Annotated in this window: 19 protein-coding genes and 6 pseudogenes; 9 read left to right on the forward strand and 16 right to left on the reverse strand. The window is 58.1% G+C overall.

All coding sequences use genetic code 11. From position 1 onward, the window contains the following. Positions 1–110, forward strand: a 110-nt coding sequence (locus ACMX3H_RS02945; RefSeq protein WP_415209556.1) for a transposase domain-containing protein, incomplete at its 5' end; no start/stop codon positions are given. 265 nt (positions 111–375) lie between these two features. Here ACMX3H_RS02945 and metE read toward each other — a convergent pair. Then, on the reverse strand, positions 376–2,652 hold the full coding sequence (gene metE, locus ACMX3H_RS02950) for a 5-methyltetrahydropteroyltriglutamate--homocysteine S-methyltransferase (RefSeq protein ID WP_415209744.1): 2,277 nt from the start codon (positions 2,650–2,652) through the stop codon (positions 376–378). Between the two features lie 102 nt (positions 2,653–2,754). On the opposite strand from metE, the gene metR reads away from it, so the two are divergent. Then, positions 2,755–3,666, forward strand: a complete 912-nt coding sequence (gene metR, locus ACMX3H_RS02955; RefSeq protein WP_415209745.1) for an HTH-type transcriptional regulator MetR — start codon at positions 2,755–2,757, stop codon at positions 3,664–3,666. A 435-nt stretch (positions 3,667–4,101) separates the two neighbouring features. Here metR and ACMX3H_RS02960 read toward each other — a convergent pair whose 3' ends face one another. The 3 genes and pseudogenes from ACMX3H_RS02960 to ggt all read right to left on the reverse strand — a co-directional run bounded on the left by ACMX3H_RS02960 (position 4,102) and on the right by ggt (position 8,818). Continuing rightward, positions 4,102–4,782, reverse strand: coding sequence for a pentapeptide repeat-containing protein (locus ACMX3H_RS02960; RefSeq protein WP_415209746.1), 681 nt, complete (start codon positions 4,780–4,782; stop codon positions 4,102–4,104). Positions 4,783–6,028: 1,246 nt separating this feature from the next. After that, on the reverse strand, positions 6,029–6,910 hold the full coding sequence (locus tag ACMX3H_RS02965) for a carboxylate/amino acid/amine transporter (protein ID WP_415209747.1): 882 nt from the start codon (positions 6,908–6,910) through the stop codon (positions 6,029–6,031). A gap of 181 nt (positions 6,911–7,091) precedes the next feature. Next, positions 7,092–8,818 (reverse strand): annotated as a pseudogene (gene ggt, locus ACMX3H_RS02970) (gamma-glutamyltransferase). Between the two features lie 181 nt (positions 8,819–8,999). Between ggt and ACMX3H_RS02975 the strand changes: the two are divergent. Continuing rightward, on the forward strand, positions 9,000–9,254 hold the full coding sequence (locus ACMX3H_RS02975) for a hypothetical protein (protein ID WP_415209748.1): 255 nt from the start codon (positions 9,000–9,002) through the stop codon (positions 9,252–9,254). Between the two features lie 183 nt (positions 9,255–9,437). On the opposite strand, the pseudogene ACMX3H_RS02980 reads toward ACMX3H_RS02975, so the two are convergent. From ACMX3H_RS02980 to ACMX3H_RS03035, 12 genes and pseudogenes are all read right to left on the reverse strand, one after another. After that, a pseudogene (locus ACMX3H_RS02980) lies at positions 9,438–9,560 on the reverse strand (glycerophosphodiester phosphodiesterase family protein); the annotation flags it as partial. Between the two features lie 518 nt (positions 9,561–10,078). Further along, positions 10,079–10,720 carry an endonuclease III gene (nth, locus tag ACMX3H_RS02985; RefSeq protein WP_415209749.1) on the reverse strand — a complete coding sequence of 214 codons (642 nt, stop codon included), beginning with the start codon at positions 10,718–10,720 and terminating at the stop codon, positions 10,079–10,081. Then, complete coding sequence (locus ACMX3H_RS02990; protein WP_415209750.1) at positions 10,713–11,411, reverse strand: electron transport complex subunit E; 699 nt, start codon at positions 11,409–11,411, stop codon at positions 10,713–10,715. The genes nth and ACMX3H_RS02990 overlap by 8 nt, the downstream gene beginning before the upstream one ends. Further along, positions 11,404–12,024, reverse strand: a complete 621-nt coding sequence (rsxG, locus tag ACMX3H_RS02995; protein WP_415209751.1) for an electron transport complex subunit RsxG — start codon at positions 12,022–12,024, stop codon at positions 11,404–11,406. Before rsxG ends, ACMX3H_RS02990 begins: the two co-directional genes overlap by 8 nt. A gap of 10 nt (positions 12,025–12,034) precedes the next feature. After that, positions 12,035–13,075, reverse strand: a complete 1,041-nt coding sequence (rsxD, locus tag ACMX3H_RS03000; RefSeq protein ID WP_415209752.1) for an electron transport complex subunit RsxD — start codon at positions 13,073–13,075, stop codon at positions 12,035–12,037. Next, entirely contained in the window at positions 13,076–15,085 is a 2,010-nt protein-coding gene (rsxC, locus tag ACMX3H_RS03005; RefSeq protein WP_415209753.1) for an electron transport complex subunit RsxC, read from the reverse strand. It abuts the gene before it with no gap. Further along, positions 15,078–15,650 carry an electron transport complex subunit RsxB gene (rsxB, locus tag ACMX3H_RS03010; protein ID WP_415209754.1) on the reverse strand — a complete coding sequence of 191 codons (573 nt, stop codon included), beginning with the start codon at positions 15,648–15,650 and terminating at the stop codon, positions 15,078–15,080. Before rsxB ends, rsxC begins: the two co-directional genes overlap by 8 nt. Then, on the reverse strand, positions 15,650–16,231 hold the full coding sequence (gene rsxA / locus ACMX3H_RS03015; protein ID WP_415209755.1) for an electron transport complex subunit RsxA: 582 nt from the start codon (positions 16,229–16,231) through the stop codon (positions 15,650–15,652). The genes rsxB and rsxA overlap by 1 nt, the downstream gene beginning before the upstream one ends. A gap of 201 nt (positions 16,232–16,432) precedes the next feature. Next, positions 16,433–16,843 carry a DUF2569 domain-containing protein gene (locus ACMX3H_RS03020; protein ID WP_415209759.1) on the reverse strand — a complete coding sequence of 137 codons (411 nt, stop codon included), beginning with the start codon at positions 16,841–16,843 and terminating at the stop codon, positions 16,433–16,435. A 12-nt stretch (positions 16,844–16,855) separates the two neighbouring features. Next, positions 16,856–17,071, reverse strand: coding sequence for a transcription modulator YdgT (gene ydgT / locus ACMX3H_RS03025; RefSeq protein ID WP_011411276.1), 216 nt, complete (start codon positions 17,069–17,071; stop codon positions 16,856–16,858). 250 nt (positions 17,072–17,321) lie between these two features. Then, positions 17,322–18,626, reverse strand: a pseudogene (gene araA, locus ACMX3H_RS03030) (L-arabinose isomerase); the annotation flags it as partial. Continuing rightward, positions 18,563–20,143 (reverse strand): annotated as a pseudogene (locus ACMX3H_RS03035) (ribulokinase). The pseudogenes ACMX3H_RS03035 and araA, both read right to left, overlap by 64 nt. Here ACMX3H_RS03035 and ACMX3H_RS03040 point away from each other — a divergent pair. From ACMX3H_RS03040 to ACMX3H_RS03065, 6 genes and pseudogenes are all read left to right on the forward strand, one after another. Continuing rightward, positions 20,064–20,252, forward strand: coding sequence for a hypothetical protein (locus tag ACMX3H_RS03040; protein ID WP_415209760.1), 189 nt, complete (start codon positions 20,064–20,066; stop codon positions 20,250–20,252). The pseudogene ACMX3H_RS03035 and the gene ACMX3H_RS03040 sit on opposite strands and share 80 nt — an antisense overlap. A 322-nt stretch (positions 20,253–20,574) precedes the next feature. Beyond that, positions 20,575–21,555 carry an arabinose ABC transporter substrate-binding protein gene (locus ACMX3H_RS03045; RefSeq protein ID WP_415209756.1) on the forward strand — a complete coding sequence of 327 codons (981 nt, stop codon included), beginning with the start codon at positions 20,575–20,577 and terminating at the stop codon, positions 21,553–21,555. A gap of 114 nt (positions 21,556–21,669) precedes the next feature. Then, positions 21,670–23,199, forward strand: a complete 1,530-nt coding sequence (gene araG, locus ACMX3H_RS03050) for an L-arabinose ABC transporter ATP-binding protein AraG (protein ID WP_415209757.1) — start codon at positions 21,670–21,672, stop codon at positions 23,197–23,199. Next, positions 23,186–24,199, forward strand: coding sequence for an L-arabinose ABC transporter permease AraH (gene araH, locus ACMX3H_RS03055; protein WP_415209758.1), 1,014 nt, complete (start codon positions 23,186–23,188; stop codon positions 24,197–24,199). Before araG ends, araH begins: the two co-directional genes overlap by 14 nt. Positions 24,200–24,228: 29 nt before the next feature. After that, positions 24,229–25,152: pseudogene (gene araC / locus ACMX3H_RS03060) on the forward strand (arabinose operon transcriptional regulator AraC). A gap of 82 nt (positions 25,153–25,234) precedes the next feature. Then, positions 25,235–25,540, forward strand: a pseudogene (locus tag ACMX3H_RS03065) (Gfo/Idh/MocA family oxidoreductase); the annotation flags it as partial. Positions 25,541–25,739: the final 199 nt, after the last annotated feature.

Below are 25,739 nucleotides of genomic sequence, written 5' to 3' on the forward strand. Positions count from 1 at the left end.
GCGTGGAGCCGGAAGCGTATCTGCGCCATGTGCTGGCGATTATCGCGGATCATCCCATCAACAAAATCAAAGAGCTCCTGCCGTGGAACCTCACCATCCCTGCTGAATAACTGTCAATACGGCGCTGGGCGTACGCTTACCTCTGGCCAACAAAAAAGGGGCGCAAGCGCCCCGGGAGAATGCGGCTCCACCTTAACCGGATTGCTAGTGGCTGCCGCGCTGGTATAAACGCCGGTACGTTCTGCCCTTACGGGGATTTCCCTGGTGTGGAGCAACCTTTCCCGACTGAGGCTTATTATTCCATTAAACTGCTGATTGGCGCCGCGTAACCGCCTTCCCTACCAACAAAGAGCGCCGGCGAACCGGCGCTCTCGTTTACCGCTGCTCCTCGCGCAATTTTTTGGCGGCGGTCACCATATTGGCCAACGATTGACGCGTTTCCGGCCAGGCGCGGGTTTTCAATCCGCAGTCGGGGTTCACCCACAGGCGTTCCGCCGGAATACGCTGGGCCGCTTTACGCAGCAGCGCGACGATCCACTCCTCGCTCGGTACGTTCGGCGAGTGAATGTCATACACGCCAGGCCCGATTTCGTTGGGATAATCGAACTCCTTAAAGGTTTCCAGCAGTTCCATATCCGACCGGGACGTTTCGATGGTGATGACATCAGCATCCAGCGCCGCAATGGAATCCATAATGTCGTTGAACTCGCAATAACACATATGGGTATGGATTTGGGTGTCGTCCTGCGCCACCGCCGCGTTCAGCCGGAAGGTTTCCACCGCCCAAGTCAAATAGTCGTTCCAGGCCGAATGTTTCAGCGGCAGGCCCTCGCGCAGCGCCGGCTCGTCGATTTGAATGATGCCGATACCGGCCTGTTCCAAATCCGCCACTTCATCACGCAACGCCAGGGCAATCTGCCGGGCAATGGTTTTACGGCTCACGTCCTCGCGGGCGAAAGACCAGCACAAAATGGTGACCGGACCGGTCAGCATGCCTTTTACGGGCTTGTCGGTCATCGATTGGGCATAACGCGCCCATTCGACGGTAATCGCCTCAGGGCGGCAGATATCACCGATGATAATGGGCGGCTTCACGCAGCGCGAACCGTAACTTTGCACCCAACCGTTCTGGGTAAAGACAAACCCGTCCAGATGCTCGCCGAAATATTCCACCATGTCGTTGCGTTCGGCTTCGCCGTGTACCAGCACATCCAGCCCCAGGCGCTCCTGCTCGACAATGGCTTGCTTGATATGCTCGCTGATGCCGGTGCGATAGCGGCCGCCATCCAGACGCCCGCGTTTGAAATCGAGGCGCAGACCGCGGATTTCCGTGGTTTGCGGGAAAGATCCTATGGTGGTGGTTGGCCAGGCGGGCAGATTAAAGCGTGCGCGTTGCACGGCGGCGCGGGCGGCGTACGGCTGCTGGCGCTGGCTGTCGGCGGCGGTAATCTTCTCCAGACGCGCTTTGACCTCTGGATTATGCACCCGGCTGGAGTGGCGGCGGGCGCGGATTGGCGCGCTGTACTCGGCCAGCCCGCCCTGATGCGTCTCATCCGGCGCATTCAGCGCGGCACGCAGCAGACCCAGCTCGGCGCATTTTTGCAGCGCAAAAGCAAACCAGCTCTTCACTTCTTCGTCCAGCCGCGTTTCGGTGCTCAAATCAATGGGGCTATGCAGCAGCGAACAAGACGATCCCAGCCACAGCTCGCGTTTGCCCACCAGAGGACGCAGTTGTTCAAACCAGCTCTGCAGATCGGCGCGCCAGACGTTACGCCCGTTGATGACGCCGGCGGATAACACCCACTCCGCCGGCAGTTGCCGATGCAGGTCGGTCAGGTCGTCGTCGCCCGCCACCAGATCCACATGCAGCCCCTGTACCGGCAGCGCGGTGATAATATCCAGTTGATGCCGGATGCTATCGAAATAGGTGGTCAGCAGCAGTTTCGCCTGTCCCTGCAGCGCTTGATAGGCATCGCGGTAGGCTTCACGCCACGCCTGCGGCAACTCCAGCACCAGGGCCGGTTCGTCGATCTGCACCCAGTCCACGCCGCGTTTCGCCAGTTCACCCAGCACCTGCCGGTACACCGGCAGCAGCGCCGGCAGCAAGGACAGGCGATCAAAGACTTCCCCCTTCACCTTGCCCAACCACAGGTAGCTGACCGGCCCAAGTAGCACCTGCTTGACGCGGTGGCCTAGCGCCAGCGCTTCGTCCACTTCGTCGAGCAGTTGGGTCCAGCCCAGGCGGAACTGCTGTCCAAGGGTAAACTCGGGGACCATGTAGTGGTAATTGGTGTTAAACCATTTGGTCATTTCGGCGGCGGCGGCGGGCTCACCGGTCGGGGCGCGGCCGCGGCCGATGCGAAACAGCGTGTCGATATCGCTGGCGTTCGCGCCGCTGCGGTGGCGGGCCGGGACGTTATCCAGCATCAGACTGGTGGTGAGAACATGATCGTACCAGGCAAAATCACCCACCGGCAGAAGGTCGACCCCGGCGTCTTTCTGCTGTTGCCAATGACACGCCCGCAGTTCGCGGCCGGTTTCCAGCAACTGCTGCTGGCTGATATTCCCGGCCCAATAACTTTCTTGCGCTTTCTTTAATTCCCGGTGCAGACCGACGCGGGGAAAACCCAGTGTGTGACTCAGAATTGCCATTACCCTCTCCCATTTAGACGTCCAGATGTTTACACATCCATAATCACCATGTAATGTACAGTTCACAAGCGCAAATTATTCACTTGCAGGTGAAACACTCTCATGATCGAACTCAAACATCTGCGAACGCTGCAAGCGTTGCGTAACAGCGGCTCGCTGGCGGCGGCGGCGGCGCAGCTACACCAGACCCAATCGGCGCTGTCCCATCAGTTCAGCGATTTGGAACAGCGGCTGGGCTTTCACCTGTTCGTGCGCAAAAGCCAGCCGCTGCGTTTTACGCCGCAGGGAGAAATTTTGCTGCAACTGGCCGAACAAATCCTGCCGCAGGTGCAGCAGGCGCTGCAAACCTGCCAGCAGCCGCATCAGGCCACGCTACGTTTAGCTATCGAATGCCATAGCTGCATCCAGTGGCTGACGCCGGCGTTGGTGGAATTTCACCAACAGTGGCCACAGGTATTGATGGATTTTCGCTCCGGCGTCACCTTCGATCCGCAACCGGCGCTGCAACAGGGCGAACTGGATTTGGTGCTCACCTCGGATATCTTGCCGCGCAGCGGGCTTTTTTATGCGCCCATGTTCGATTTTGAGGTTCGGCTAGTGGTGTCGCCGGATCATCCGCTGGCGGCCAAGGAGGTCATTGAGCCGCAGGATTTGGACCAGGAAACGTTGTTGATCTATCCGGTACAGTGCAACCGCATGGATATTTGGCGCCATTTCCTGCAGCCGGCGGGCATTAGCCCGATGCTCAAAACCGTTGATAACACTTTGCTGTTGATTCAAATGGTGTCGGCACACATGGGTATCGCCGCGCTGCCGCATTGGGTGGTGGAAAGTTTTGAATGCCAGGGGCTTATCGCCACCCGGCCGCTTGGCGAAGGGCTGTGGAGCCGTCTCTATGCCGCCGTGCGCGACGGCGAACAGCGCCAGCCGGCAACCGAGGCGTTCATCCGCTCTGCCCAGCAACACGCCTGCGCCCATTTGCCCTATGTCCGCTGCGCCGAAGCAAACCTGTAGTCTTCTGGCGCGACTTGGCGACTGGCCACTTAGCGACAGATAACACTGAGTTCGGCGCCCAGCAGCGGACGCCGAAACGACCGGCGATCGACATTACTGCGCCGTGTGCTTAAGCGAACGACGCAACAGCGACGGAAACCTAAACAGCCGGCGATTGACGCCACTGCACCGAACGCTTAAGCCACCGGTGACCGATGCCACAGCGGCGGGCGACCTTCCACAGGGGACTGAGCAACCCGCCAACATCCCTTACTTAATGCTATACATCCGCTAATTCGGTGAGGCTCCGCTCAGACAATACGTATTGCCCGATGTTTGCCCTTTGCCGATTCACGCCATCAACGCAACGGCCCGCGGCCTCTTGGCGGTCTGACGCATAAGATTTCCCCTCTCGCTGAGTGGAGAGAGGGAGCAGTGCCGCTCCGAAAGCGAGGCTCATAATTCGGTGACGGGGACCTCATTAACAAAAGGCCGCGGGTGGGCCTCACTCAAATTGGCGCCGTCGAAATGCCGCCTGTCAACAAAGGCCCCGTTGAGATTCGCGTGCGCCAAGCGGGTACCGTTCTGCTTGGTCTGTCTCAGGCAGGCCTTGCTGAGATTCGCATGGCTAAAGTCGGCGTAGTTAAGATCGGCGCGGGAAAGATCGGCATACGAGAGATCGGCGTGTCTGAGATCGGCACCGGCGAGGCAAGCTTGCCGCAGTTTGGTTTTGTAACAAACCGCGCCCGTCAGCGTCGCCTGATGCAAATGGGCTTCAGACAGCCATGCGAACTTCAGATTCGCATCCGCCAGGCAGGTCCCCTCGAGAATGGCACGGCGCATATCCGCCTCCTCCAGATTCGCGCCGCGCAGATCAGCCCACGACAAATTAGCATACGCAAAACTGGCGCCTTCCAGGTCAGCCTCGCGCAAATTGATATTACGCAAAACGTAACCGTTTAAATCGGCGCAGCGCAAGTTTAGTTTCCCCTCCTCGGTCAGTGAATATTGATTGGAGGAATGAGGGGTCCGTTTTTGTAACAGTAGCAGCGTTAAGGTGCGGGTAAAGAGATCTTGGTCCACGGTTTCAACTAGTGTGTGATTATCCGGCTCCGTAATTTTTACCTCTACCCTCACCTCACCGTTATACCAATGGGAAGGCGTATGGGAGGTAAGCGCTTGGGTAAATTTATCGTATTGCAGTGAATACGTCTTTCGTACGCTACCGGAGATGAATAAATTGATGAGATATTCCAGTCATCCTTTCGGCGAAATAGCAGATTGCCTATTGCTCTCGCTGTAATCTTGCACCGCATGTTTGGAAAATAAAGCGCAGCGCGTTGCGCTAAGATCATAAACGGTCATTCTGGCTCCTATTATTATGAAACGACCCTACTGTCGTGAATATGTTATTTAATGGCTCATTTCAACGCAGTTAAGCCTATGGCTTATTTTTTTCGTTCTTTGCGCGATAGAGAAGGCGAACCGGGGCCAAACCTTTCCCGCGCTCGCAATGGCATCATTTTTACAGAACGATCTGCTGGCTATCTATTCCAATTATGGCGACGCATTTTCCAACATTGAATGGCGGCACCCCGCCGCTGGGTAAAGACTTCCGCCTATGGTCTATATTTGTGCAAACCGCCCAGCTACCGCGCCATACCGTATCATTCCACCGTTCGCAGAATAAAAATCGATAGCTTTCTGCTGGGTAAAAGAGTGTTAAAATATCACCTGCCCTAGGCATTAAGGAATAAGCATTATCACACCACTCTTTTAACAAAAGGGCATAGCATAAAGCCAAACCGCATTAATTTTCCTGCGGAGATCTTATTCTAGACACCTCCCCCAGCGCCCTTGATGACATTGGCGCCACCACTATCCCCTTTCATCGCGCGCATGGTAACATCGCCACCATGGGTGGCTGGGATTAACATCACATCATCAGCACCGATGACCCTGCGTATTTATTTCATAAAAGTAAAGCCCTCAAGCTTATTTTGAATAAAGCCCGCACGACCTGTTAACCACAGGGTTAATTCATCAACAATGACTGTCATTTCATTCAGCGGCCTGATCACCGTGCCTTGAGGGTATTAAAAGCGACTTGTACTAGTTATTCAATGAGAAATGATTACTTTTCACGAAAATAGTCAATGCCGGCGCCATTATCCCCACCCTGGTAAAAATCAGTATATGCATTTTATTTTAACGGTATATGTTATGCCTTCTATCCGTTAAATACCTGACTTTCTACCTAAGGCGCAGGCCTTAGGTATGAGCATGGCGGTAAAAGCGCATCCGGGATCGCGGCACCGGTGCCGGCGGTTGCGTCGCCATCGGGCGTTAGCCAACAGGGCCGCGCGTGAACACCGCTATAGGTTCACGCATCGCGCGTTTCCCCCTGACGTGTTGCCGTTGACACCACCCAGCGCCGATGTATCCACAGCGAGGCCATAATGACCGCTCCACCAACGATAAAACTCGGCCAGCGCGGCTGCTCCTGCCAGATAGCCAAATTGACCAACAGGCCTGCCGGAACGTGGACATTATTCATGATACCAAGCGTACCGGCGTCCACCTGAGTGGCGCCATGGTTCCACATGAAATAGCCCAGGGCGGACGCGCCAATGCCCAGCCAAATAAGGATCCCCCACTGCAGCGTAGTGGTGGGCAATTTAGTCGCGTTACCGAACAGGCACCATGCGATAGCGGCCACCAAAAACGCGCCGAGATAAAACCAGGAGAACGCCGTATGCGGCGGCATAGGCCAAACCTCCATCAGTCGTTTATAGCCCACCATGCCGACGGCGAAACAAATGTTGGCCGCCTGCACCAGCATTAACCCCCACCAGAAATGTTGGCTCAAGTGGTCGTAACGGATTATTGCCGCGCCGGCGACCGCCAGCAGTGCGCTGCCCAAATAACCCCAGCGCAAACGCTGGCCACGCAACAGATCGTAGATGAGCGTGACATACAGCGGCGTCAGTACCGTAAACAGCAAAAATTCCTGCACGGTCAAATAAAGATAGGCCTGGTAGCTGAACAAATACATGATGCCGAGCTGGCAGGCGCCCGCCGCCATATACGCCAGCAGTTGCCGCGCGCGGTAACCCCGCCAGCGGACAAATGGCAGAAATACCAGCGCCGCCAGCGCCAATCGCACCAATACCGAAAAGGTACTGTCCACTTGGCCGGCGAGATATTCGCCAATCAAACTAAAGGAAAAAGCCCACAGAATGGTGGTGATGATCAACAGCAGCACGTTGCGCAATCTCGCAAATTGAAAACGCCAGTGTAACGGAAAGCGGTGACGGAGAATATGGCAATCAGGTTGACAGGTGTTCATAAGTTGAACACATCTAGCGCCTGCCGGTTCAGCGGAAACGCGCTTGTCTTCCCTTGCGCGCGTAACCGCTTTCACTTGTCGACTGTCCTGTTCAGATTCAATAGCCGGCCGTCAGATCATCCTGGGTACGCGGATCCGAGGCGCCGGCCAGCGTACCGTCCGGCAGACGCATAATACTCTGGACACTGCCCATCACCGGTTTTATCGCTATAGGCTGACCTTTTTCCCGCAACAGGCGAAGCGTGTCGGGGCTGAACCCCTTTTCCAGGCGTAACTCATTGGGCGTCCACTGTTGATGGAATCGCGCCGCCGCCGTAGCCTCGGCGATATTCATACCAAAATCGATGGTGTTGACCACCATTTGCAGCACGGTGGTGATGATATGGCTACCGCCCGGACTGCCGGTGACTAGCCAAATTTTACCGTCCTTGACCACCAGGGTCGGCGACATGGAGGAAAGGGGGCGTTTGCGCGGGGCAATGGCGTTGGCGTCTGCGCCTATCAGGCCAAAAATATTGGGCGAGCCGGGTTTAGCGGAAAAATCATCCATTTCATTGTTCAGCAAAATACCGCTGTTGCCAGCCATAATACCGCGGCCGAAGTAAGTATTAAGCGTATAGGTGACCGCTACCGCGAATCCGTTTTTATCGACCACCGAGTAGTGGGTGGTTTGATCGCTCTCATAAGGCGGCAATTGCCCAGGTCGAATGGCGGAAGAGGGCCGCGCATGGTTCAGGTCGATACGCTGCGCCAGCGTTTTAGCATAGGCCTTGCTAATCAGGGCCTGCACGGGAACCGAGACAAAGTCCGGGTCGCCCAGGTACTGCGAACGATCGGCGTAGGCATATTTCATTGCTTCTGACATCACCTGTATCGCGTATCGCGTATCGCGTTGGCGTTGCCGGCCCCCATTTTCGCCAGATCGAAATTCTCCAGAATGTTCAGGATCTGAATGATATGCACACCGCCGGAGGACGGCGGCGGCATGGAATAGATTTGATAACCACGATAGCTGCCCACCACCGGCCGGCGCTCCACCGCTTGATAATTGGCCAGATCCTGGCAGTTAATCAGGCCGCCGCACCGGCGCATCTCTGCGACAATCTGGCTGGCGATGTCCCCGTGATAAAACGCGCGCGGTCCCTGATGGGCAATAAGTGTTAAACTGTGGGCCAACTGCGGCTGCCGCAGCCTCTCCCCCGCGGCATAGGGCTGCCCGTTCGCTTTAAAAAAAACGGCGCGGCTGTTGGCATAATGAACCAGATTTTCCCGGCCATAATGGGCCAAATCACCCGCCAGCGCCTGATTGACGATGAAACCCTGTTTCGCCAGCCCAATCGCCTGCCGCATTACCCGCGCCAAATCCATTGAGCCGTAGCGGCTAAGCGCCATGGTCAGACCCGCTACGGTCCCTGGCGTACCTGAGGCCAGCGGGCTGGTCAGGGAGAGCCGACTGTCGGCATTACCATCGGCGCCAATAAACATCGTGCGCGTGGCGCCCTGCGGCGCCATCTCGCGGAAATCGATCGCCACGGTCTGCCCAGCCGGCGTACGCAGCAGCATGAAGCCGCCGCCGCCCAAATTACCGGCCTGGGGATGGATGACCGCCAGCGCGAACCCCACCGCCACCACGGCATCAACCGCATTCCCGCCCTGGCGCAGGATAGCCACCCCCACCTCGGTCGCCGTTTTATCCACGCTCGCCACCATGCCGTGGGGCGCGGTAACGGGATGAAAGATATCGTTTTCAACGCCGTAGCTAAGCGGTGCCGCAGTCTGCGCCTGTGCAAATGGCGCAGCCGCCACCAGCAACGTCAGCGCCATGATACAGACCTTAACGCGCGGCAAGGAAGATAACCTCATAATGACTTCTGTCGATGAATGATGGGCTAATCATTGATACGTTACCAATATCCCCTCTCTTTTCCATCAATGATTGGCCGAACACCGGCATATTGCGCGTTTAAGGTGTAAGATAAGCTATGAATTCCGGCAGGAGAGCATCATGAAAAAATACCTGGTGACACTGGGTTGGGCAGCACCGCTTCTATTGCTCGCACCGCTGGCGCTGGCGGCGACAAAACCGCGGCCACCGGTGGAGAATCCCCCCAATCGGGCGCAGCAACAGTTGCAGAACCATATGGACAATAGCGCTCAACAGCAGAAAACCCGCTTTCAGCAGCAAACCCAACAGCAGCGTCAGCAACTGCAGCAGCAGCAGGAAGCCAACCAGCAGCGCACGCGGCGAAATCAACCTTAGCAGTCGGTGTGGCGCACCCGGGGCGCGGACGGGCATCGCCGCGAACGCAATAGGCGACGTAATCAGCATTTATCAGGTCAATACGGTGGCTACAATTGGCATCGTCGCTTAGCCGGCAAAGGGCGCGGAGGGATGGCGTAACCGAGCGGAGGCTGAGCGGCGCTAACCGCCCGCGTCTCAGCCTCAAGAATTGGCGAAGTCAGCGTCAATCAGGTCAATGCGGTCGGTGCAAAGGGTATCCACGCCCCAGCCCAGCAGCGCGCGGGCGCGGTAGGGGCTGTTAACGGTCCAGGCCAGAATATGCAGCCAGCGTAAGCGCCCCGTGGAGGGCGTCTTGAATTATTGGTGGGTTTGTTGTATGAGACAGTAAACCTACGTTACACGCTTATCCTCATTGCATTTTCATATTGTATTGATTTTAATATCTTTTATTTCCATCCCGGTTTGAGTGATATGAAATTAGTGGTTCTGAAGTTTGTGATAGTGTCCATTAAAATTTAAGTGGACACTATCATCACCGGATTATCCATGATCTGACAGCCGTCCCTTATAGGATGCGGGTTCACTAGGCATCGTAGTGGAACATATTCTTACCGGGCCATACAACAAACCTACCAATAATTCAAGACGTCCTCCACGGGGCGCTTACTTCGGCCACTGCCCTAAGCGGCTTTTCGCAACGGCGTCCTAAACGGGCGAAGGGGACACGGTCGGCGCCGCGGCGTCAATGGCCGTCCCGGGCGGTCTGTATGGCCCGCCCCGCAACGGCCGCGTCAGGCCGCTGCCGGCGTGACGCCCTGAAAGGTCGGGGCGCCGAGGACAGGTTATTGCGGATAATGTTTTTGATCGTACTCACACAGATCTTCAATCAGGCAGGAGCCGCAGCGCGGTTTGCGGGCGATGCAAGTATAGCGGCCGTGGAGAATAAACCAGTGGTGGCAATCGACCTGAAACGCTTTTGGCACGACGGCCAACAGCTTTTGCTCCACCGCTTCCACGTCTTTGCCAACCGCAAAGCGAGTACGGTTGGCGACGCGGAAGATATGGGTATCCACGGCAATCGTCGGCCAGCCGAAAGCGGTATTAAGCACGACATTGGCGGTTTTGCGCCCGACGCCCGGCAGCGCCTCCAGCGCGGCGCGGTCCTCCGGTACCTCGCCCTCGTGCCGTTCTAGCAGCAGCCGGCAGGTTTTAATGATATTTTCCGCTTTGCTGTTAAAGAGTCCTATCGATTTGATATAGCTTTTGACGCCGTCCTCCCCCAGCGCCAGCATGGCCTGCGGCGTGTTGGCCACCGGGAATAACAGGTTGGTGGCCTTATTGACGCTGACATCGGTGGCCTGGGCGGAGAGCAGTACCGCAATCAATAGCTCGAAAGGCGAACGGTACACCAACTCGGTGGTGGGATGAGGATTATTGGCCTGCTGCAGGCGACAAAGAATGTCATAACGCTTGGTTTTATTCATCGGCTAATGGCTGTCCCTGTTGCAGCACTACCGGTCGGGTCGCCTTCGGCTGCCTGGCTTTCATGCGTTGATCAATAAGGTATTTTCCCGCCAGCATAAAGCCTAGGCCGATAAACGCGCCGGGCGGCAGCATCGCCAGCAAAAACGGCGTGTCGGTGTGAAACACCTCGATGCGCAGCACGCGCGCCCAGCCGCCCAGCAATTGATCGGCGCCATCGAACAGCGTGCCGTTACCGAGGAGCTCACGCAGGGCGCCGAGAAGGAGCAACGCGCAGGTTGAGCCCAGTCCGATGGCGAAACCGTCCAGCGCCGCCAGCGACGGCGGCCGCTGTGAGGCAAAGGCTTCCGCCCGACCGATGACGATGCAATTGGTGACGATGAGGGGAATGAAAATGCCGAGAGATTGATAAAGGCCAAACGCGTAGGCGTTAATAAGCATCTGTACCGTTGAGACGACCGAGGCGATTATCATCACATAAATAGGAATGCGGATTTGGCCCGGGATCCAGCGGCGCAGGGCCGACACCGCGGTATTGGTACAAACCAGCACCAGCGTGGTGGCAAGCCCCAGTCCGAGCGCGTTGGTGGCGGTGTTCGATACCGCCAGCAGCGGACACAGTCCCAGTAACTGTACCAGCGACGAGTTATTGCGCCACAGGCCCTCGATGATGATGTGTTTCGCTTCATTCATGCGGCATCTGCTCCAGCGCGTTAAGGTTCTTTTTCAAAAAGCCGGCGGTGCGTTTTACGCCATTGACCACTGCCCGCGGAGTAATGGTGGCGCCGGTGAACTGATCGAACATACCACCGTCTTTCTTTACCGCCCAACTTTTGTCGTTATCCGAGCGCAGGGATTTGCCGCTAAAGTGGGTGATCCAATCCGAAATGCACAGCTCGATTTTGTCGCCCAGTCCCGGCGTCTCATGATGGCGCGTCACCCGGGCGCCCAATACATTGCCGGAGAAATCCGCGCCAATCAGTAACTCGATGGCGCCGGAATAGCCGTCCGGCGTGGTGGACTCCACCGCTGCCGCTACCGGCGTGCCATCTTTGCGCGCCAAATAAAGCCGGTGCGGCGCGCTGCTGCCGAGTGCCGGGTCGGTCACCAGATAACACTCGTCCAGCAGTTGGTTATTATAAAGATTCGGCGGCACCACCTGATCGAGCAATTGCATTTGCTGCCTGGCCGCCTGCCGTTCAATGGTACTTGTGGTCAGGCTATTGACCAGCGCCGTCAGCCCGGTGGCGAGGGCGGCGAATACGGCAAGGGTCGTGCCGTGCTTCCTCATTATTGTCTCTAACATCCTACCTTCCTTAGCGATGGCCATATGCGCGCGGCTGAGTGTAGTGATCGATCAGCGGCACGCAGATATTGGCCAGCAGTACGGCGAAGGCCACGCCATCAGGGTAACCTCCCCAGGTACGGATAAGCCATACCAACAGACCCGTTAACGCGCCAAAGAAAAGCCGCCCTTTGACGGTGGTCGCGGCGGTGACCGGGTCGGTGGCAATGAAAAACGCACCCAGCATCGTAGCGCCGGAAAACAGGTGCAGTAAAGGCGGTGCGCTTACCGCTGGCGCCAGCCAATGCCCGAGACCGGCGCAAATCAGCATGGCGGCAAGGACGCTAAGGGGAATATGCCAGCTAATTACCCGCCGCCAGATCAGATATAGCCCACCCAGTAAAAAGCCAATATTGGCCCAGGTCCATCCCGCGCTCGTCTGCCAGTCCCAGCGGTAGTTTACCGCGGTCAGCGTGCAGGTACGCAGGTCGGTTTTAAAACCGTCGAGCGGGGTAGCCTGGGTAACGCCATCGACGGTGGCGCGCAGTTGGGCGAGCGTCAGACCGTCCGGCGTGGCGCCGGTAAAGATAAGCGCCATACTGTCGGTCGGGGAGGCCGGATGCAGCAGCAGGCTTTGCGGCGGCGACCAGCTGGTCATCTGTACCGGGAAGGAAATCAATAGCACCACATATCCCACCATGGCCGGATTGAAGGGATTATGGCCGAGCCCGCCGTACAGCTGTTTGGCGATAATAATCGCGAACGCCGTCGCCAGGACTATCATCCACCACGGTCCCAGCGGCGGCAAACTCAGCGCCAGCAGAAGGGCGGTAAGCAGGGCGGATCCATCGCTAAGCCGGTCCGCCAGCGGCTGACGGCGCAGCTTGAGCACCACACCCTCGGCAATCAGCGCGGTGGCGCAGGCCAACGCCAGTTGAATAACGATGCCACTGCCGAAAAAATACGCTAATGCCGCCAGCCCGGGCAGGCAGGCAGGCATGACCTGAATCATGATTTGCCGGGTGGTCTGCCGGTTATGGGTGAAGGGGGAGCTTGCAATTCTAAACGCCATCTAGTCCTCTTCAGACGAAATTGTGGTCGCGGCGGCAACATTATGCTCCGCTTTCTGCCGGGCGGGGATCGCCGCGCCGGCGGCGAGCGCAGGATGTGACGCCGCGCTTGCCGCAGAGGCAATCATCGATTTCATGACATTGTCACTTATGGCGCTATCGCCGTCTGCTGATGGCCGGGTTGTTTCGCGCCGTGGTGGTGGCGCGGTTGCCTGGGCCGCTTGCCGCCGGGCTTTGACCCGGGCGATAGCGGCGGCAACAGCCTCCTTGGGCGGATCGGCATTGACCACGCTAGGCGATGCGGCGTGGTGAACGGGGGCAGCAGCCCCGTGATTATCGCGCGTTGGCGACGGGGTTAATGCGCTGGGGGGTGTCGTCGCCGTGTCGGCGACAGTGACGTTGTCACTCAAGATGTTATCTCCGGTAGGTCGGCACGGGGTGTTTTCCTGCGGCGGCCGCGCGGCGGCGGAGGCATTTTGCGGCGAACCGTCCGGCGTGGCGGCGTTGACTGGCTCTGGGCTGTCCAGCGCGCCGGGGGCCGGAACGGCGGCAGCATCGAGTTTCACCGTTGCCTGCTGATGGCGGGCGAGCCTTTGTTGTTTTTCCCGCTCGCGCCGTGCCAACTTCGCTTCATAGCGCGCTTTGGCCTGCGCCGCGCGCCGCGCTTCATCGTCTAGCGCGCGGATTTCCGCTTTCTGCTGGCGATAATAATGTACCAGCGGAATATTGCTGGGGCAGACATAGGCGCAGGCGCCACATTCAATGCAATCAAACAAGTGATGCTGGCGGGCCTTATCGTGCTCTTGCCCGCGGCTGAACCAATAGAGTTGCTGCGGCAGCAGACTGGCCGGGCAGGCATCCGCGCACCGACTGCAGCGGATACAGCTTTGCTCCGGCTCGGTCGGCGCCAGTTCACGCTCGGACGGTGCCAGCAGGCAGTTGCTGATTTTAACCACCGGCACGTCCAGCGCCGGTAAGGTAAAGCCCATTAGCGGCCCACCCATTATAACGATCGGTTGTGCGGCGGGCGTGAAGCCGGCGTGGGTGAGCAGGTGGCTTACCGGCGTACCAAGGCGTGCCCAGACATTGCCCGGCCGCGCCAGCGCTTCGCCGGTCAGCGTCACCACGCGCTCGGTCAGCGCTTCGCCATCAATAATCGCCCGCTTGATGGCATAGACGGTACCCACGTTCAACATCGCCACGCCGATAGCGGCGGAATGTTGCCCTACGGGCACCTCTTTGCCGGTCAAAATTTTGGTTAATTGCTTTGCGCCACCGGAAGGATATTTGGTGGGAATGACCCGCAGTTCACCGACCGGGCAATCGCGAAGCGCGGCTTTCAGGGCGGTAATCGCGTCGGGTTTGTTGTCCTCAGCACCCAGCAGCAGGCGCTGCGGTTGCAGCATATGGCGCAAGATGGCCATGCCGGTGACAATGTCACCGGCATGTTCTTGCATGAGCCGATCGTCGGCGGTGATATAAGGCTCGCATTCGGCGCCGTTGATAATGAGGGTCTCTACCCCAGGCATCCCGCCGCTAAGTTTGGCCGCGGTGGGAAAGCCCGCGCCGCCCAGACCCGCGATTCCGCTCTGGTGGATACGATCGAGCAGCTGCGCCGGCGAACATTGGCGGAAATCCGCCAGCGGCTGACGCGCTACCCAGCGGTCGTCGCCGTCGGGCAATAAAATAACGCTTAACTCCGCCAACCCCGACGGATGCGCGGTCCGGTGCGGCGTAATCGCCGCGATGGTGCCGGAAGTGGGGGCGTGTACCGGCAAGGTTCGGCCGCTGCCTGCGGTCAAAGGCTGGCCCCGCAGGACTTGCTCGCCGGCCGTCACCCGCAATTCTCCCTCCGGGCCCAAATGCTGTTTCAGGGGGATAATCAGTTTGTCGGGCAGCGGCAAAGAATTGAGCGCCACACCGCTGGACTGGCTTTTCATCTCGGGAGGATGGATGCCGCCCGGGAAATCCCAGAGTCGCTGTTTGCGCAGGGCGGACAATAAATTAAACATGTTGCTCCTGCTGAATGACCGTAATAGGAATGGCGTGCAAATCCCATTTCCAACTTTCGGGCGTGACGGCGAGCGGCCGCATTTCGATGCAGTTGGTGGGACAGGGCGCGACACAAAGATCGCAGCCCGTGCATAAATCGCTCACCACGGTATGCACGGCGCGGGTGGCGCCGACAATCGCATCCACCGGACAGGCCTGAATACATTTGGTGCAGCCGATACAGTTGCCTTCGTCTATCCAGGCCACCCGCGTTTCAGGACGTGCGGCGGCATCCCCTGCCATCGGCTGTGGATCGACGCTAAGCTGCGCAGCGATTTTCAGCATCACCGCCTCGCCGCCCGGCACACATTTATTAATCGGGGCGCCGCCGGCCACCGCTTCGGCATAGGGACGACAGCCGGGATAGCCGCATTGGGCGCACTGGCTTTGCGGCAACAGGGCATCAATGCGCTCGGCCACCGGATCGGCGTCGACATGAAAACGACGGGTGGCAAAGCCCAACAGCGCGCCGGCCACCAATGCCAGAACGCTGAGTGCGGCGACAGCCAGCCAGAACGTCAACATCAGACCTTCACCAGTCCGGTAAAGCCCATAAAGGCCAGCGACATCAGCCCGGCGGTAATGAGGGCGATAGACGAGCCTTTGAACGGCGCCGGGACATCCGCCACCACCAGCCGTTCGCGGATCGCGGCGAACAGGACCATCACCAGCGAGAAACCGGCGGCGGCGCTAAAACCGTAAAGGGCGGACTGCAGGAAATTGTGGTTTTCATTGACGTTTAGGAGCGCGACGCCCAGGACAGCGCAGTTGGTGGTGATAAGCGGCAGAAAGATGCCGAGCAGCCGATAGAGGGCCGGGCTGGTTTTACGCACCACCAGTTCGGTAAACTGCACCACCACCGCGATAATAAAAATAAACGCCAGCGTCCGCAGATAGGGAATATTTAGCGGCAGCAGGATAAAATCATTGATAAGCCAGGCGCAAATCGACGCCAACGTCATGACGAACGTCGTGGCCATACCCATGCCCAGGGCGGTCTCCACTTTTTTGGAAACCCCCATAAAGGGGCACAGCCCGAGGAATTTGACCAGCACAAAGTTGTTCACCAGCACGGTGCCGACGAACAGCATCAGGTAACCATTCATTGCCATACCTAAATTAAGAAACAGCGGGCATTATCCGGGATTGACGGGCGTTCGACAACCCACTTCACGCGCGCGAACAATGAGGGATGTTCCGCTGGACGGCCATCAGCGCCTCTTTCACCGCGAGCCAGGGGCTAGTCCGCCCGGTCCGTCTAACGACGACGAGCCATTCAGCCTTATCGGCGTGGATACGGCCCCGGCTCAGGGCAGGATAAACGTCTGACGCACGCGTTGCGAGCGCTTGATATAGGGCACCAGCACCGCCGCGGCCAGAACGGGCGGGAACAACACCCGCAGCGCCAGATTATCACTGACCGGGGCGAAGGCGAAGGTTTGGATGCCGAGCAATACCCCTACCAGCAGCCACAGGATCAGCAGGCGGGGGAAGCACCGCGAACGGCGAAACAGGAGCCGCAGCAGCCAGAAGGTGAAAAGCCACATCACCGCGGAGGTTAGTAGGCTGGCGATGCCGCCCGGCGTCAAGGCGCCGCCGTGCTGTATCAAAAACCAGAGATACACGAGCAGCATTGCGGTGACGCTCAACAGCGTCATGCCAAGCCAGGCGACGACCGCCCATAGCCAGCCGCCGATAGGACGCGGGCGCGAGTTCAGAGGAGGGCATCGTCACACCACATACCGCCAAACCGCTTTCGGTACCTGTCCGAGATCAAACAAACGTCCGCCGGCGGCTAATTCAGCACGGCGATGATCCGCTGCCCGATACATGTTGATAATTTCAGCATCATCGGTCAGGGAATAATTTAAATGATCAAACAGTTTTTCCAGACTTTCAGATGTGTTTACCTTACGAAACTTCAGCAAATAATCGTGGGCAGTCATGTTGCACTTTCAGGGAAGGGAATATAAGCATCGTAGTATATTCCGTACGGCCGGCCTGTCCAGAAATTCCTGTCAAAAAACGCAAAAACATGGAAAAATACCCGCGTTGACATCGATTCGGCCGACATAATGCCGCTCAATGGCGGAAAGCCTGGCTCACGCCTGCCCGAACCGAAATAAAGGCGCCGCAATTGCAATGGATAACGATACGGCGCGCAATGTCGATTAATAGATATTGTTATTCAGCACATTAACTTGCCGCGAGTTTATAATAAAGTTCATTCCAGCGCAGCGCCTGTTTAAAATCGGGTAGGCGCGTTTCATTATCTATCACCATTAATTCAATATTATTCATTTCTGCATACAGACGCAGCGGCGCGAGCGTGAGCGCCTGGCTAAACACGGTATGATGAGCGCCGCCCGCAGTGATCCAGGCCTGCGCCGCGACCGCCAGAGATGGTTGGGCACGCCAGATGGCGCGCGCTACCGGCAGTTTGGGCAAAGGTTGCGGCTGTTCGATGGTGTCTACTACATTCACCAGCAGGCGAAAGTGGGAGCCCAGATCGATAACTGAGGCCCCCACCGCCGGTCCCGCGGGTGTAGAAAACAGCAGCCGCGCTGGGTCGGCTTTACCGCCGATGCCGAGGTATTGCGCATCAAGCAAGGGTTTTTCTTCGCGGGCGATGCTCGAGCAGACTTCCAGCATGTGCGAGCCCATCACCAGATCGTTACCGGGCTCGAAATGATAGGTGTAATCTTCCATAAACGAGGTTCCTCCCGGCAGTCCCGCCGCCATGACTTTGCAAATGCGCAGCAGGGCGGCGGTCTTCCAGTCGCCCTCGCCGCCGAAGCCATAGCCCTGCTCCATAAGCCGCTGCACCGCCAGTCCCGGCAACTGCTTTAACCCGTAAAGGTTTTCAAAATTGGTGGTAAAGGCCTGACAGCCGGCCTGCTGCAAAAATCGCTTCAGTCCGAGCTCAATACGTGCCGCATCCAGCAAATTCTCCCGCCGGTCGCCGCCTGTCTGCACCGCCGGGGTCAGGATATAGCGCGATTCATATTCGTCGATAAGGGCATCCAGATCGCCCAGCCCGTAGGCGGTAACCGAGTAGCCGAATTGGATCTGCGCACTGACCTTGTTGCCTTCGGTCACCGCCACCTCACGCATATTGTCGCCGAAACGGGCGACGACCAGCTGCTGACTTTCCTGACGGCCGCGCGCCGCGCGCATCCAGTCGCCGATCTCCGCGTGAGTGCGGGGATCGCGCCAGTGGCCGACCACAACCTGATGCGCCAGTTGCATGCGCGCGCCGATAAAACCGAATTCACGCCCGCCGTGCGCGGTTTGGTTAAGGTTCATGAAGTCCATATCCATGGTCTGCCAGGGAACCTTATCGTTAAATTGGGTGTGAAATTGCAGTAAAAGCTTATGCAGAATAGTCAGTCCGCCTATCCACATTTTGGCCGGAGAAAAGGTATGCAGCCAGGTTATTAGGCCCAGGCAGCGGGGCTGGTAATTGGCGTCACGGCAGAGCGCGAGAATGTGATCCGGCGATAGCGCTGGTACAGCGCCTCGAAACGCTGTGCCCGCTGGACATCGGGCTGTAGCATGCGTTCAATCGGGCTGGCCATGACCCGCTGGGTGCTGGCGATATCCGCAAACGCTCCCGCCGCCACCGCGCCGAAAATGGCGGCGCCGAGGGCGCAGCACTGAATCCGAGGCCACCAACTGCAGCGGCCGGTTCATGATGTCGGCGCACACCTGCATGATCACGGGGGATTTGCGGGCGATGCCGCCCATGACCAGCAGGTTTTCCACCGGAATGTCCTGCTGCTCGAAGCATTCCATGATGGCGCGGGCGCCAAAGGCGGTCGCGTCGGTGGCCAGCGTCAGACCGGTCACCACCCCCTGCAAACGCTGGTTGGCGTAAGGGGGGCGTCGGCCGTTGAACCAGTCAAGCACGACGGGCAGATGATCCAGCTGCAGATCCTGCGCCCAGCTTTCCGCCAGCCTGGACAATAGGGTCTCCCGCACCGGCGCAACCGTGGCGGCGAGTGACGGATCGGCTGCGACGGCCAGTCCAATAGGCGGGCGAACCAGGCATAGATATAGATATCGCCAAATTCCGACTGACCCGCCTCAAGCCCAATGAAGCCCGGCACGACGCTGCCATCGACCTGGCCGCAGATGCCGGCGATGGAGCGTTGACCGACGCGGTCAGCGTCGGCGATAAGAATGTCGCAGGTGGAGGTCCAATGACTTTCACCAGCGTGTAAGGCTGTGCGCCCACGGCGCCGATATGGCAGTCGAAAGCGCCGCCGGCGATGGCAACCTCTTGTGACAGGCCGAGCCTGGCCGCCCAATCGTCTCGTCGCACAGCCGGCCCACCGGTTGTTCCGCGGTTTGGGTGTCGCTGAACAGCGGCCAGGTCAGGTGCCGCGTCAATAGCGAATCCAGAGCGTTGAAAAACGTAGCGGGGGGCAGGCCGCCCCAGTCGGGATGCCAGAGGGATTTATGGCCGGCGGCGCAGCGCCGCCGGCTGGGTGGTTCCCGACAATACCGCCGGGATCCAATCGCACAGTTCGACCCAGGAAGCCGCATGCCGGCGTACGGCCTCATCCTGGCGGGTGATGTGCAGGATTTTGGCCTAGAACCATTCCGAGGAGTACACGCCGCCGATATAGCGGGTGTAGTCCTCCTGGCCGGGCTGGCGGCACAGGCGGGTGATGGCCTCGGCTTCATCGATGGCGGTATGGTCTTTCCACAGGACGAACATGGCGTTGGGATTGTCGGCGAAGTCAGGGCGTAGCGCCAGCACGCGGCCTTCGGCATCCACCGGCGCCGGCGTCGACCCGGTCGTATCAACGCCGATACCGACGATCTGCTGACTCTGTGCGGGGGAAAGCTGTCCGATGACGGCCTTCAGGGCCTGTTCCATGGATTCCAGGTAATCCGCCGGATGGTGACGAAACTGACTTGATGGCGGGGCGGGTGAACCGGCCGGCGAACCAGCGTGGGTACCATACCACGTCGGTCGCCAGCTCCTGGCTGGGGGCGCAGGATACCGCCAAGGCGCGAACCGAGTCACTGCCGAAGTCCAGTCCCAGACTGATGGCCGCATTCTTCATTTCACTCTCCCTTGCCCGTTGCGCTAACGATGAGGATTACCATAAGGACTAATGGCGCGGGCGGTGAGGAGGGGTTAGCTGGATGTATGCACAAATCTGCTGCTTATGGTCATTTTGTGAGCGACATCAAAGGTTAATAGCAGGTTAAATTAGCTGAATTTATGGAGTTATCTGCTGTTCTTGGGAAATGTGATAACGCTCTACCTCTGGCTGACATTTACAGGCTAAAACTACCCCGGTCTGTCCTCTGGCGGGCGGAATTATGCGGTATCAATGTGCATTATTGCCCGATGGAGATAACCCGAAGATTCTATGAGAACGTTTACACGCTCGCCGGCAACGGAGCACGATGATAACTAAAATCGGAGAATCACATGCATAAATTCACTCAGGTATTAGCGGCTATCGGACTGGCCGCGGTTATGTATCATTCGGCTATGGCTGACAATTTAAAACTCGGTTTTTTTGTGAAACAGCCCGAGGAACCCTGGTTCCAAACCGAATGGCGTTTTGCCGATAAAGCCGGCAAGGATTTGGGCTTCGAGGTGATAAAGATCGCCGTGCCGGACGGCGAAAAGACCCTCAACGCCATCGACAGCCTGGCCGCCAGCGGGGCGAAAGGGTTCGTAATATGCACGCCGGATCCCAAACTCGGTTCGGCGATCGTCGCCAAGGCGCGCAGCTATGATCAGGAAGTCATCGCCGTGGACGATCAATTCGTCACCGTCAAAGGCAAGCCGATGGGCAGTGTGCCGCTGGTCATGATGGCCGCCACCAAAATCGGCGAGCTGCAGGGGCAAGAGCTGTGGAAAGAGATGAACAAACGCGGCTGGAAGGTGCAGGACACCGGCGTGATGGCCATCACCGCCAATGAACTGGACACCGCCCGCCGGCGGACCACGGGTTCCATGGACGCGCTGAAGGCCGCGGGATTCCCGGAAAAGCAAATTTATCAGGTCCCCACTAAATCCAACGATATTCCGGGCGCCTTCGACGCGGCCAACTCGTTGTTGGTTCAGCACCCGGCAGTGAAGAACTGGCTGATTATCGGTATGAACGACAATACGGTGCTGGGCAGCGTGCGCGCGTCTGAAGGACAGGGCTTCAAGGCCGAAAATGTCATTGGTATCGGCATAAACGGCGTTGACGCGGTAAGTGAGTTGTCAAAAGCCAACGCCACCGGTTTCTACGGTTCGCTGCTGCCGAGCCCGGACGTACATGGCTATAAGAGCATCCAAATGCTGGATCAGTGGGTGACCAAAGGCGTGGAGCCGCCTAAATTCACCGAAGTGACCAATGTGGTGCTCATCACCCGCGCCAATTTCAAGCAGGAGCTGGACAAAAAAGGGCTGTGATCAGTCCTGTCGGTTGACGGGCCGCCGCGTGGCGGCCCGTCTCATGATGACGTAATTCCCTCGCCGCGGCTCCGGCCGCCGGGGTAACAGGCGCGGCTATTCGAGGATGTATTCATGACCACGACACCGCCTTACCTGTCGTTTCGCGGCATTGGCAAAGTGTTTCCCGGCGTCAAGGCGTTGGACGCCATCAGTTTTGACTGTTATCCCGGCCAGATCCATGCCCTGATGGGCGAAAATGGCGCCGGCAAGTCGACGCTGTTGAAAATCCTCAGCGGCAGCTATACGCCGTCGCAGGGTGAGATAGTGATTAAAGACCAGCCGGTGCGGTTTGCAACCACCCTTGATGCGCTGAACGCCGGCGTTGCCATTATCTATCAGGAACTGCATTTAGTACCCGAGATGACGGTGGCGGAAAATATTTACCTGGGCCAATTGCCCGCACGCGGTGGCCTGGTGCGCCGCCGTATTCTGCATTATGAAGCCCAGCTGCAATTGGCGCATTTGGGGCTGGATATCGCGCCGGATACGCCGCTGAAATACCTGTCCATCGGCCAGTGGCAGATGGTGGAGATCGCCAAGGCGCTGGCGCGCAACGCGAAAATTATCGCCTTCGACGAACCGACCAGCTCGCTATCGGCACGGGAGATAGAACAGCTGTTTCGCGTGATTCGCGAACTGCGCGCCGAAGGGCGGGTGATTTTGTATGTGTCGCACCGTATGGAGGAGATTTTTGCCCTGAGCGATGCTATCACCGTGTTCAAAGATGGCCGCTATGTGCAGACGTTTACCTATACCGCCTCGGTATCCTACGACCAACTGGTGCAGGCGATGGTGGGGCGCAGTCTGGGGGATATTTACGGCTATCAGCCCAGGCCCCATGGCGAGGTGCGCCTCGCGTTGAACGCCGTGCGGGCGGAAGGGGTGAAATCGCCGGTGTCGCTCAGCGTTCTCGCCGGCGAAATCGTAGGTCTGTTCGGCCTGGTGGGCGCGGGGCGCAGCGAATTGATGAAGGGGGTTTTCGGCGGTACGCGCCTGCTTGGCGGCCAGTTGCTGCTGGATGGCCAGTCGCTCGCCTTTGATAGCCCAGCCGACGCCATTCGCCACGGCCTGATGCTTTGCCCAGAGGATCGCAAAGCCGACGGCATCATTCCCGTTCATTCGGTACAGGACAATATCAATATTAGCGACCGGCGCAAATTCCTGCGCGTCGGGTGCCTGATTAATGCGCCGTGGGAGGCGGAAAACGCCCGCCACCATATCGCGGCGCTCAATATCAAGACGCCGGCCGCCACGCAATTGATTATGAATCTCTCCGGGGGCAATCAGCAAAAGGCGATTCTCGGCCGCTGGCTGTCTGAGGACATGAAAGTCATCATGCTCGACGAGCCGACCCGCGGCATTGATGTGGGCGCTAAACATGAAATTTACGCTGTGATTTATGCCCTGGCGCGGCGCGGCATCGCCGTGCTGTTTGCCTCAAGCGATTTGCCGGAGGTGCTTGGGATTGCCGATCGTATCGTCGTGATGCGCGAAGGGGCTATCTCCGGCGAATTACGCCATGAGGAGGCCACCGAGCAAAAAGCGCTGAGTCTGGCCATGTTAACCACTCCTGACACCCGCACCGCCGATGCGCAGTTCTGACCGGGAAGGAGTCTACCATATCTACCGTTACCTCAACCCCTGCAAAGCCCCCAAATCCCGGAGCATCAGCCGCATCTGGGACAATTACGGCATGCTGGTGGTCTTCACGGCGTTGTTTGTCGCCTGCGCGCTTTTCGTGCCCAATTTCGCAAGTTTCATCAATATGAAAGGGCTGGGCCTGGCCATATCCATGTCGGGCATCGTCGCCTGCGGTATGCTGTTTTGTCTGGCCTCCGGCGATTTCGACCTGTCGGTAGCGTCGGTTATTGCCTGCTCCGGGGTGACCGCCGCGGTGGTCATTAATGTGACCGAAAGCCTCTGGATCGGCGTGGCCGCCGGGCTGCTGCTGGGCGTGATTTCCGGACTGGTGAACGGTATCGTTATCGCCTGGTTGAAAATCAATGCGCTCATCACCACGCTTGCGACAATGCAGATCGTGCGCGGTCTGGCATACATCATTTCCGACGGAAAAGCGGTCGGTATTGAGGACGAGCGTTTTTTTGTGCTGGGCTATGCCAACTGGCTGGGGCTGCCGGCGCCTATCTGGATAACGGTGTTGTGCATGATTGTGTTTGGTTTTTTGCTGAACAAAACCACCTTCGGCCGCAATACGCTGTCTATCGGCGGTAATGAAGAGGCCGCCGGACTGGCGGGCGTGCCGGTGGTGCGCACCAAGATCATTATCTTTGTGCTGTCGGGGCTGGTCTCGGCGGTGGCGGGGATCATTCTGGCGTCAAGGATGACCAGCGGCCAGCCGATGACGTCCCTCGGTTATGAGCTTATCGTCATCTCAGCGTGCGGGCTGGGGGGCGTATCCCTTAAGGGGGACATCGGCAAAATCTCCTACGTCGTGGCCGGGGTGCTGATCCTCGGCACGATGGAAAACGCCATGAATTTGCTTAATATCTCGCCGTTTTCGCAATATGTGGTGCGCGGGGTCATTTTGTTGGCGGCGGTGATTTTCGACTGCTATAAACAAAAATCCAAACGCACGCTGTAGCGGGCCGGTTTCGTGCGTCGGGAGGAAAGATGTATCATCGTATCAATCATGAAACGCAGTCGAACCCTCTGCTGCCGGGCTATGCCTTCAATGCCTATCTGGTCGCAGGTCTGACGCCGATTATCGCCAACGGCCCGCTGGACTTTTATATTGACCGCCCCGAGGGCATGAAAGGCTATATTCTGAATTTGACGGTCAAAGGCCAGGGCGGATATTCGAGGGTGATCAGGCTTTTATATGTACTCCCGGCGATTTGCTGTTATTCCCGCCGAAGTCCGCCCACTATTACGGCCGCTCGCCCGACGCGGATTGCTGGTATCACCGCTGGGTCTATTTCCGGCCGCGGGCTTACTGGGCAGACTAGCTGGAGTGGCACAGCAAAATGCACGATATAGGCCGGCTGCGGTTGGGCAGCGAGGCGCTGGTGACGGAATTTGATCGCCTGCTCGCCAATATCGAGCAAACCCAGCGCTCCGGCCGGCGGTTCGTCGAAGAGCTAGGCATGAATTTGCTCGAGCGGCTGCAGCGGCGGGCAATGGAAGAAGATCCGCAAAGTCCGAATAAAATCATGGATCCACGCATCATTGAGGCGTGCCAGTTCATCACGGCGCATTTGTCGGGCGAGCTGCGCATCGATGAAGTCGCCCGCCACGTCTGTCTGTCGCCGTCGCGCCTGGCGCATCTGTTTCGTCAGCAGGTGGGCATCAATATTCTGCGCTGGCGTGATGATCAGCGCCAAGCTGCTGCAGACGACGCAGGAGTCCATTGCCACCATCGGCCGCGTGGTGGGCTATGACGATCAGCTGTATTTCTCCCGCGTATTTCGCAAGCGGGTCGGCGTCAGCCCGCGCGACTTTCGACGCAAGAGCAGCGAAATCAACTATCCGGTGAAAGATCTGCCGCAGACGGTCAATTGGTCTTCCAGAAACGAAAAGGCTATCGTGAACGGCTAATTTATTGATATTGTTGTCCGGTAAACTTAACGCCGCTGGGGGCATTGCTGCCGCCGGCGTCAACGTCAATCGAGGACAACCTATAGCTGACACGCTTCGTATCGGAATCATTGGCTATGGTTTCGCCACTAAAACTTTTCACGCCCCCTTGATCAACGCGACGCCGGGCCTGACCCTGGCGGCGGTGTCCTCCAGCGATGCCGGCAAAGTGCACGCCGACTGGCCGCAGGTCACGGTTGTCGATGATCCGCAGCAGCTTATCCACCGTGACGATGTCGATGTGATCGTCATTCCCACGCCCAACTACACCCATTTTCCCCTTGCCCGCGAGGCGTTGCAGGCCGGTAAGCATGTGGTGGTGGATAAGCCGTTTACCGTAACGTTATCGTAAGTGTACGCCCAGCGCCGTCTGTTAATTCTCCATCAAATTTTTGAAGATGATGTCCATTATTTTTTTAATGGGCGCAATTCATGAAACAAACCCCACCAAAACCCTCAAGACGTCCTCCACGGCGCGCTTACATCGCGATCGACTTTACTGCCGATATCGGTCTGCGCTTCGGTGGTACGCGGCAGCAGAATGTCGA

The organism is Sodalis sp. (in: enterobacteria) (assembly GCF_047607725.1).
Lineage (GTDB): Bacteria > Pseudomonadota > Gammaproteobacteria > Enterobacterales > Enterobacteriaceae > JBLKSS01.

What these genes read in the sequence shown, in the direction of transcription:
- rsxA (WP_415209755.1), bottom strand. Translation starts at nt 16,231, where the DNA reads ATGAATGGTTACCTGATGCTGTTCGTCGGCACCGTGCTGGTGAACAAC.
- ydgT (WP_011411276.1), bottom strand. Translation starts at nt 17,071, where the DNA reads ATGACTGCCCACGATTATTTGCTGAAGTTTCGTAAGGTAAACACATCT.
- rsxB (WP_415209754.1), bottom strand. Translation starts at nt 15,650, where the DNA reads ATGTTGACGTTCTGGCTGGCTGTCGCCGCACTCAGCGTTCTGGCATTG.
- nth (WP_415209749.1), bottom strand. Translation starts at nt 10,720, where the DNA reads ATGAATAAAACCAAGCGTTATGACATTCTTTGTCGCCTGCAGCAGGCC.
- ACMX3H_RS03045 (WP_415209756.1), top strand. Translation starts at nt 20,575, where the DNA reads ATGCATAAATTCACTCAGGTATTAGCGGCTATCGGACTGGCCGCGGTT.
- rsxD (WP_415209752.1), bottom strand. Translation starts at nt 13,075, where the DNA reads ATGGCGTTTAGAATTGCAAGCTCCCCCTTCACCCATAACCGGCAGACC.
- metE (WP_415209744.1), bottom strand. Translation starts at nt 2,652, where the DNA reads ATGGCAATTCTGAGTCACACACTGGGTTTTCCCCGCGTCGGTCTGCAC.
- ACMX3H_RS02990 (WP_415209750.1), bottom strand. Translation starts at nt 11,411, where the DNA reads ATGAATGAAGCGAAACACATCATCATCGAGGGCCTGTGGCGCAATAAC.
- araH (WP_415209758.1), top strand. Translation starts at nt 23,186, where the DNA reads ATGCGCAGTTCTGACCGGGAAGGAGTCTACCATATCTACCGTTACCTC.
- rsxG (WP_415209751.1), bottom strand. Translation starts at nt 12,024, where the DNA reads ATGTTAGAGACAATAATGAGGAAGCACGGCACGACCCTTGCCGTATTC.
- ACMX3H_RS02975 (WP_415209748.1), top strand. Translation starts at nt 9,000, where the DNA reads ATGAAAAAATACCTGGTGACACTGGGTTGGGCAGCACCGCTTCTATTG.
- araG (WP_415209757.1), top strand. Translation starts at nt 21,670, where the DNA reads ATGACCACGACACCGCCTTACCTGTCGTTTCGCGGCATTGGCAAAGTG.
- metR (WP_415209745.1), top strand. Translation starts at nt 2,755, where the DNA reads ATGATCGAACTCAAACATCTGCGAACGCTGCAAGCGTTGCGTAACAGC.
- rsxC (WP_415209753.1), bottom strand. Translation starts at nt 15,085, where the DNA reads ATGTTTAATTTATTGTCCGCCCTGCGCAAACAGCGACTCTGGGATTTC.